We start from the raw sequence: 7,038 nt of genomic DNA, 5'->3' as shown, positions 1-7,038 counted from the left end.
GGCGTTTTGGCGTCGCTGCATGAAAGCGGGTTACTCAGCAAATCTGCAATCGCGGGCCTGTCCCAAGCGGACGCCGAAAACGCGCTAAACTACGGTATGAAAACCGCGCGCGTTACAGTGTCACGCAAAGGGGCAAACCCGCCTTGGAAACATGAGCTGGACTAGGATTACACCCTTACGTTTTCAAGTTCTGGATCATAGGGCGACGGTGTAATAACCGTCGCCTTTATCATGTCACCCAGCACGTCAATTTCGCAGGTCGTACCAATGGCGGCGAACGCAGGGTCCACAAATGCATAGGCTAGGTTCAATCCTGTGCGATGCCCCCAATCGCCAGAACTTACGGTGCCAATAACGCGGCCTTGATCCATCAAAGAGGCACCTGCGTGTGCCGCAACGGTCGTACTCTCCAGCGTCAGTGTCACAAGACGTTTGCTCGGCCCTGCAGCTTGACGTCTCACCAATGCGTCTTTGCCGACAAAGTCCGCTTTGGCCATGTCAACGAAACGATCCACGCCAGTTTCGAAGGGATCAAATTCAGTCAAGATGTCTGCTTTCCAGTGTAGATACCCTTTTTCCAACCGCATTGAGTCCACAGCCAACGCACCAAACAGCCTCATATCGTGCTCTTTGCCAGCCTCGCGCAGCGTAAGATAGGCGGAATAAAGTGAGGCATTCGGCACGTGAATTTCATAGGCCAGCTCACCCGAAAAACTAACCGCCATAACTGTGGCAGGCGCAATTCCGATGAAACATTCGCGTACGGACAACCATGGGAAAGCGGCCTTCGACCAATCATCACGACTGACCGCTTGCATGACCTTACGCGCGTTCGGGCCAGCCAGCACAAGGATCGTTTGATCGTTGGTAAGCGAACGGATTGTGACGTCCTCGTCTTCATGCAAGTTGGATTGCAACCAATCCATATCGTGCAATTCAGAAGCAGCAGCAGAGCCGTACCATATGCGCGCAGGACCACGTTCAGAGGCCGGGATATTAGCAATCGTTGCCTCGCCCTTCAGCATGCCAAGCGCGTTCAAAAGATACGCCAAACCGACACGCCCCTCTTTGCGCGGTAGGCGACCACAGATCATGCGATCCAAGAAGTCTTGCGCGCTAGATCCAGTGATCTCGAAACGGTTGAACCCATTCACTTCGCTCAAGCCGACAGCGTTTTGAACGGCCGCAACTTCGCGTGCTACCACATCAAAACTTTCGTCAAAACGGAACCCATGGGTGACATGGAAATCCGCGTTCGGCTTGAAATATTCAGCGCGTTCCCAGCCATTCACAACGGTAAACTCGGCACCCTCAGCCGCCAAGACTGGCGTCAAAGACGTAGTCTTGGCCATGCGACCCGCAGGGCGATGTTCATTCGGGTAGTGGAAGCGGAATTCATTTTGATAATCCTCAATCGCTTTGAGCGCTGTCAATTCAACATTCGTGTGCCCCGCAAAGCGACGCGGATCGATGCACCATGTGTCATAACACGCCTCGCAGTGGACGATCTGTTGTGCCAACAGCCAGCCATGGCCGCCACCTTCGCCCAAGCCTGCGCGCAGGCCGATAATACAGAACGCATTGCGCTTGTTCGGGATCGGACCCACCAAAGGCGCGCCGTCGATTGTATATGTGATCGGACCGTTCACGATGGTTTTAATGCCCACCTCGGTCAGCGCGGGCATGCGTTCAAACGCGCCTGACAGAACATCCATCACACGGTCTAGATCATCAGGACACAGTGCGTTGGCAAAGTTGGGATCAATGCCGTCCATGCCCCATGTTTTGCAATCCTGTTCGTAAAAACCAACAAGCAACCCGTTCTTTTCTTGGCGCGAATAATAGTCACTGATCAAACACCGCAAAAGCGGGATACGATGACCTGCCTCTACAATTTCTGGAATATCCTCAGTCACGAAATACTGGTGTTCCATCGACATCACCGGATGGTGCACACCCATCATCGCACCAACTTCGTTCACGCGGTATCCACAAGCATTGACGACGATTTCGCAATCTATATCGCCCTTGTCCGTGTGCACTGTCCAAGTATCGTCCTTATGTTGGGTCAACCTCGTCACAGCGGTATTGCGATAGACCTCTGCGCCTGCTTTGCGTGCGCGATAGGACAGCGCACCACACAACTGCGCCGGATCAATGTGCCCGTCCGTTGCATCCCAAAGACCACCCACAAGATTATCTGTCGAAATGAGCGGATGGCGCCGGGCACATTCTTCTGCGTCAATAACTTCGAATTCGACGTCCATGCCCCGCGCCATCGACGCAAAGTGGCGATAGCCATCCATCTGGGCTTGGGTATTGGCCAAACGAATACCGCCGTCGCCGTGGTTATACCCGACAGGATACTCTGGATCGTCACGCAGATCTTTGTACAGGTTAATCGAATGGGTTTTCAGACCCACCATCGTCTGATTCATTCCGAAATTCGTGACCTGCGCCGCAGAATGCCATGTCGTGCCAGAGGTCAGTTCATTGCGCTCAACGAGCACAACATCGCTCCAGCCCTCTTGGGTCAGATGGTACAGGGTCGAGCAGCCAGCAATGCCGCCACCAATTACAACGACACGGGTCTGGGTTTTCATGGCGCGGCCTTTCTTTGTTTGGAATTACTCCAACAGATCAAACCCAGTCTGACAATCACCCAAAACACGACAGAATCAATGTTTTAGTATTTCTTAATAATGTGCAGATCATCGCCCAAAAACCCAAGCCGCTCAGACGCATCAGGAAGAACACGCTCTGTCAGACACGCGCGCAAGTCGTTTGCAATCCTTGCAGGAAGGTCACCCAAGGCCCCCGCGCGGGCGTGCAGCTCTAATTGGCGCGAAAACTTTGGCAAATGAACAGGATGGGCTGTGACCAAATCGCGCGCAAGCGGGGTCCCAAGATAGGCAAGCGCCGTTGTGATCGCCCAGCCCTTTAGTTCTGCTGTCATCGCGAAAAGAGCCTGATTGGTCGAAAATGCAAAGCCCCGTGCAGGTGCAGGCCCAGCGCGGCGCAAATGCGCTTCGATTTGGCGGCCAATAGGCAGGTTTGTTTCATAACGGATCATCGGCATGTGCGTCAGATCAGGTTCTCTACCCCGCGCGATCACCAAAATAAATGGATCATGCAAAATCGGATGTCGTTCGACCCAATCAACCTTTGCGACCGTATCCACGGCAAGGATCATATCTACGGCACGCGAACTTAGCGCATCATGATTTTCGTGGCTGGCTCCGCTTGTTAAGGATAGGGCCGCTTTGGGAAACCGCTGGTTTAGCTTTAATAACCACGGTGCCGTGACTGTGGCATCCAGCTCTTCGATTGATGCAATGCGTAGCGCCAGCGGTGGCGCTTGATCAATCAGCGCCAAACGGACTTTGGCGGCACCTACGTCATCCAACAACGCCTTCGCAGGATCAATAAACGATGCGCCCGCACGCGTCAGTCTGAATTGACGCGCTGAGCGTTCTATCAACTTTGCCCCAAGCGCGGCCTCTAAAGTTGCCAATTGCTGCGACACGGATGACGGACTTGTCCCAAGCGTGTGGGCAGCACGGGTCACAGACCCCGCTTCAACCGCAGCTACAAAATTCTGAACAGCGCGAAAGGTGAATGGCGGGTCTGCTTGCGTCATATCTAAATCTATCATTCAGTTAATATTCATGTCACTCGTTTTTCATGCCAGATCCTGTTGCACAGGGGCGATAACGCATAACAAAAACAAGCAGACGCTCTGGCGGTCGTAGCGCCCGTGTCGCCCAGCGCGCGCAACCTCCTGCAGCAAACGCCGCCCCTCACCCCTTGCAGACCTGCATGATTTCACACGCCTTCAAGACACTCTGGACAACGTTGCATGGTTCACGCGCTGCTGCATCGCGACCTATGTGCCTGATCCGTATGATCTGGACATCAACACCGCCTATGCGCTTTTGAAAACCCTACCAAAACCAACGCAACCGCGTTCACACTGGCTGAACACGTTGATCCTATTGTCAAATGCTCGACATCGCTGCAAGTCGCGAAGGTGAATTTGCCAAACGACCGTTTATCAAAACAACATACGCCCCGTGATTTCACAGGGCTTTCCGATGATTGTTTCGAACTGGCCTTTGGTGATTGATCTGCGCAGTTTTCCAACTGGCTTGGCCTGCCTTCTGGCGTTGCGAGTTCAATGAACGATGCCAAAGCGATTGATGCGCAATATGGTGTTGAAAAGGGCATGACCTCGTTAGCTGCGGCGTTGGCAGGCGGTAAATTAATCTATGAAAGTTCAGGCATGACTTCTGCGCTTTTTTGGGGGGGGGCAGTTTTGAGACGTTCATCTTGGACGATGACATGCATGCCATGACGTATCTTGCCTTGCGAGGGATAGACGTCTCAGAGCGAAACCTAGGGTATGATGCGATTTGTGATGTAATCCTTGGGGACGGGCATTTCCTTCGGTCTGCCCAAACGCATGAAGCGATGAAACGATGAAACGATGAAACGAGATTATCACTATCCAAAGATGGCCGAGCGCGAACAGCCCCGCACATCGGCAGAAAACAGTGCGCAAACCGCTTGGCCGCGCGCACAAATCAAAGCGCAAACTATTCTCGCAAAGCACCACCCTAACTACCTAAGTGCCGATAAGGATTGGCAAAAAAGGGACATCTTCAAGATTTTAGGTTAACCATTTTCCGGGTGCGTTCAGCATTGGATCTTGTGTGACTTCGATTAAATTCAGACCACCGCGTTTTCGCGCACTGGCAAGTGCCACTTTGAAACCAACTATATCATCGACCTTTTCCGCATCCGCTCCGAACGAGCGTGCGAAGTCGCAGAAATCTGGGTTGATCATCTCTGTTCCCGATACGCGCCCAGGGAATTCCCGTTCCTGATGCGCGCGGATCGTGCCGTAGCGCGCGTTGTTAATGACAATCACTGTCAGCCGCAGATCGTGGTGCGCGGCTGTGGCCAGTTCTTGGCAGGTCATCATGAAACACCCGTCACCCGCGATTGCATAAACTTCGCGCTCTGGCGCTGTGACGGCTGCAGCCACTGCCGCTGGCATGCCATACCCCATCGAACCAGAGGTCGGTGCAAGCTGTGAACCCGCGCTGCGATACTTGTAAAAACGGTGCAGCCAAGCCGCGTAGTTCCCTGCACCATTGCACAGGATGGCGTCGTTCGGCAGCACGTCGTTAAGGTGTCCGAAGATCGGCGCAAGGGGGTCAGCTTCGACGGCGTCTGGGGCCACATAGGTTTCAAATTCAGTGCGCAACGCCTTTGTGCGTTGCGCGAAACGATCTGGCGCAATCGGATCCATATCCGCAACGACACAACAGAAACTATCCATGTCCGCGACCAAGCCGAGTGTCGGTTCGTAAACGCGCCCAATCTCTTCAGGTTCGGGGAAAACGTGGATCAAATCTTGCGTACTGACAGGTGGTGTCAGCCATGTGTAGCCCTGCGTCGTTATCTCCCCAAGACGCGGACCAATCGCGATCAACAGGTCCGTTTCTGCCAGTGCATCTTTCAAATAAGGCGTTGGCCCGACGCTGAAATGACCGACATAATTTGGGTGCTCGTTGTCCATCAGGCTTTGGCAACGCAGCGATACCGTGATTGGCAGTCCTTGTTTTTCAGAAAAACGCTGCAAGGCTTCGATGCCTTTAGCGCTCCAGCCACCGCCCCCCGCCATGATCAAAGGACGCTTGGCATTCGAGAGACGTTCACGGAAATCTGCCATCGCATCAGCGCTCGGCTGATAGCGCGGCGCAGTTGCAATGCGCGGCGCAGGCGGAAGCGCGATATCCTCATAAAGCATGTCCTCGGGCAGTGCCAAAACTACAGGGCCTGGACGTCCCGACAATGCCGTCCGATAGGCACGGTTGACGAATTCCTGAATGCGCGAAGGGTCACCAATTTCTGCAACCCATTTAGCGCATTGCCCGAACATTCGGCGGTAATCGAGTTCTTGGAACGCCTCACGTTCAACCATATCGCGCGCGACTTGGCCGATGAACATGATCATCGGCGTGCTATCCTGATAGGCCACATGCAAACCCGCGCTCGCGTTCGTCGCTCCAGGGCCACGCGTGACCATGCAAATACCGGGTCGTCCCGTGAGCTTGCCGTGTGCTTCCGCTGCCATCGCAGCACCACCCTCTTGGCGACACGTGATAAAGCGGATATCATCCACGTGATCATGAAGCGCATCCAAAACGGGCAGATAGCTTTCACCAGGAACACCGAAAACATGCGTGCTGCCTTGCTGAACCAAAAGATCTACAAGGTGATCAGCCGCGCGACGGGTATTGGGAAGAGTGCTCATGATGTGTCCTGTCCGTGTGCTTTGGAAAGCTTAGTAACCAGAGAGCACATCTCTTTATACAGGTAAACAGCGACAGGTCTGACAGCGCCCCATTTTCATGCGCTGTCCTTGATCTTTAAGCGCTGACCAGTTCCTCTGGTGCTTCTTTCGCGCCCGTCATAAAGGCCACTGCATCCGACATTGTGTAGTCTTTCGGGTTGATTACACAGAGGCGCTTGCCGAGGCGATGAATGTGAATGCGGTCTGCGACCTCAAACACGTGGGGCATGTTGTGGCTGATCAAGATGATCGGGATACCGCGCGATTTCACGTCTTGGATCAATTCCAGAACCTTGCGCGACTCCTTTACGCCCAAGGCCGCTGTCGGTTCGTCTAAAATGATCACTTTCGACCCAAACGCCGCAGCCCGCGCAACGGCGACACCTTGGCGTTGTCCCCCTGACAGGGTTTCGACCGCTTGGTTGATGTTCTGGATCGTCATCAGGCCAAGCTCGGTCAGTTTTTCACGCGCACGGCGCTCCATCTCTGGGCGATCAAGCTTGCGAAACATCTTGCCCATGATGCCAGGACGCCGGATTTCGCGGCCCATGAACATGTTGTCGGCAATCGACAAAGCGGGTGACATAGCCAGCGTTTGGTACACCGTTTCAATCCCCGCTTCGCGCGCTTGGTTCACTTCGCAGTGTTGGTCCAAATGGTGAAAGTCGCCAATTGAT

At 53.9% G+C, this 7,038-nt stretch carries 6 protein-coding genes; 2 read left to right on the top strand and 4 right to left on the bottom strand.

The window, feature by feature from the left end; all coding sequences use genetic code 11:
- Positions 1-167 precede the first annotated feature (167 nt).
- Together QZ279_RS13130 and QZ279_RS13125 are read right to left on the bottom strand one after the other, a co-directional pair.
- Complete coding sequence (locus QZ279_RS13130) at positions 168-2,603, bottom strand: FAD-dependent oxidoreductase (RefSeq protein WP_293451592.1); 2,436 nt, start codon at positions 2,601-2,603, stop codon at positions 168-170.
- 83 nt (positions 2,604-2,686) lie between these two features.
- Positions 2,687-3,655 carry a LysR family transcriptional regulator gene (locus QZ279_RS13125; RefSeq protein WP_293451590.1) on the bottom strand — a complete coding sequence of 323 codons (969 nt, stop codon included), beginning with the start codon at positions 3,653-3,655 and terminating at the stop codon, positions 2,687-2,689.
- Between the two features lie 522 nt (positions 3,656-4,177).
- On the opposite strand from QZ279_RS13125, the gene QZ279_RS15795 reads away from it, so the two are divergent.
- Complete coding sequence (locus tag QZ279_RS15795; protein ID WP_366513967.1) at positions 4,178-4,354, top strand: hypothetical protein; 177 nt, start codon at positions 4,178-4,180, stop codon at positions 4,352-4,354.
- Positions 4,351-4,482, top strand: a complete 132-nt coding sequence (locus QZ279_RS15790; protein WP_366513966.1) for a hypothetical protein — start codon at positions 4,351-4,353, stop codon at positions 4,480-4,482. Before QZ279_RS15795 ends, QZ279_RS15790 begins: the two co-directional genes overlap by 4 nt.
- 187 nt (positions 4,483-4,669) lie before the next feature.
- On the opposite strand, the gene QZ279_RS13115 is transcribed toward QZ279_RS15790, so the two are convergent.
- Entirely contained in the window at positions 4,670-6,322 is a 1,653-nt protein-coding gene (locus QZ279_RS13115) for a thiamine pyrophosphate-binding protein (protein ID WP_293451588.1), read from the bottom strand.
- 115 nt (positions 6,323-6,437) lie between these two features.
- Positions 6,438-7,038 (bottom strand): ATP-binding cassette domain-containing protein (locus QZ279_RS13110; protein ID WP_293451586.1); only part of this gene is annotated, 601 nt, incomplete at its 5' end.

This window comes from Planktotalea sp. (genome assembly GCF_018607965.1).
Lineage (GTDB): Bacteria > Pseudomonadota > Alphaproteobacteria > Rhodobacterales > Rhodobacteraceae > Planktotalea.
The sequence above is the reverse complement of the archived record's forward strand: the minus strand, read 5'-3'. Positions and strand labels throughout refer to the sequence as shown.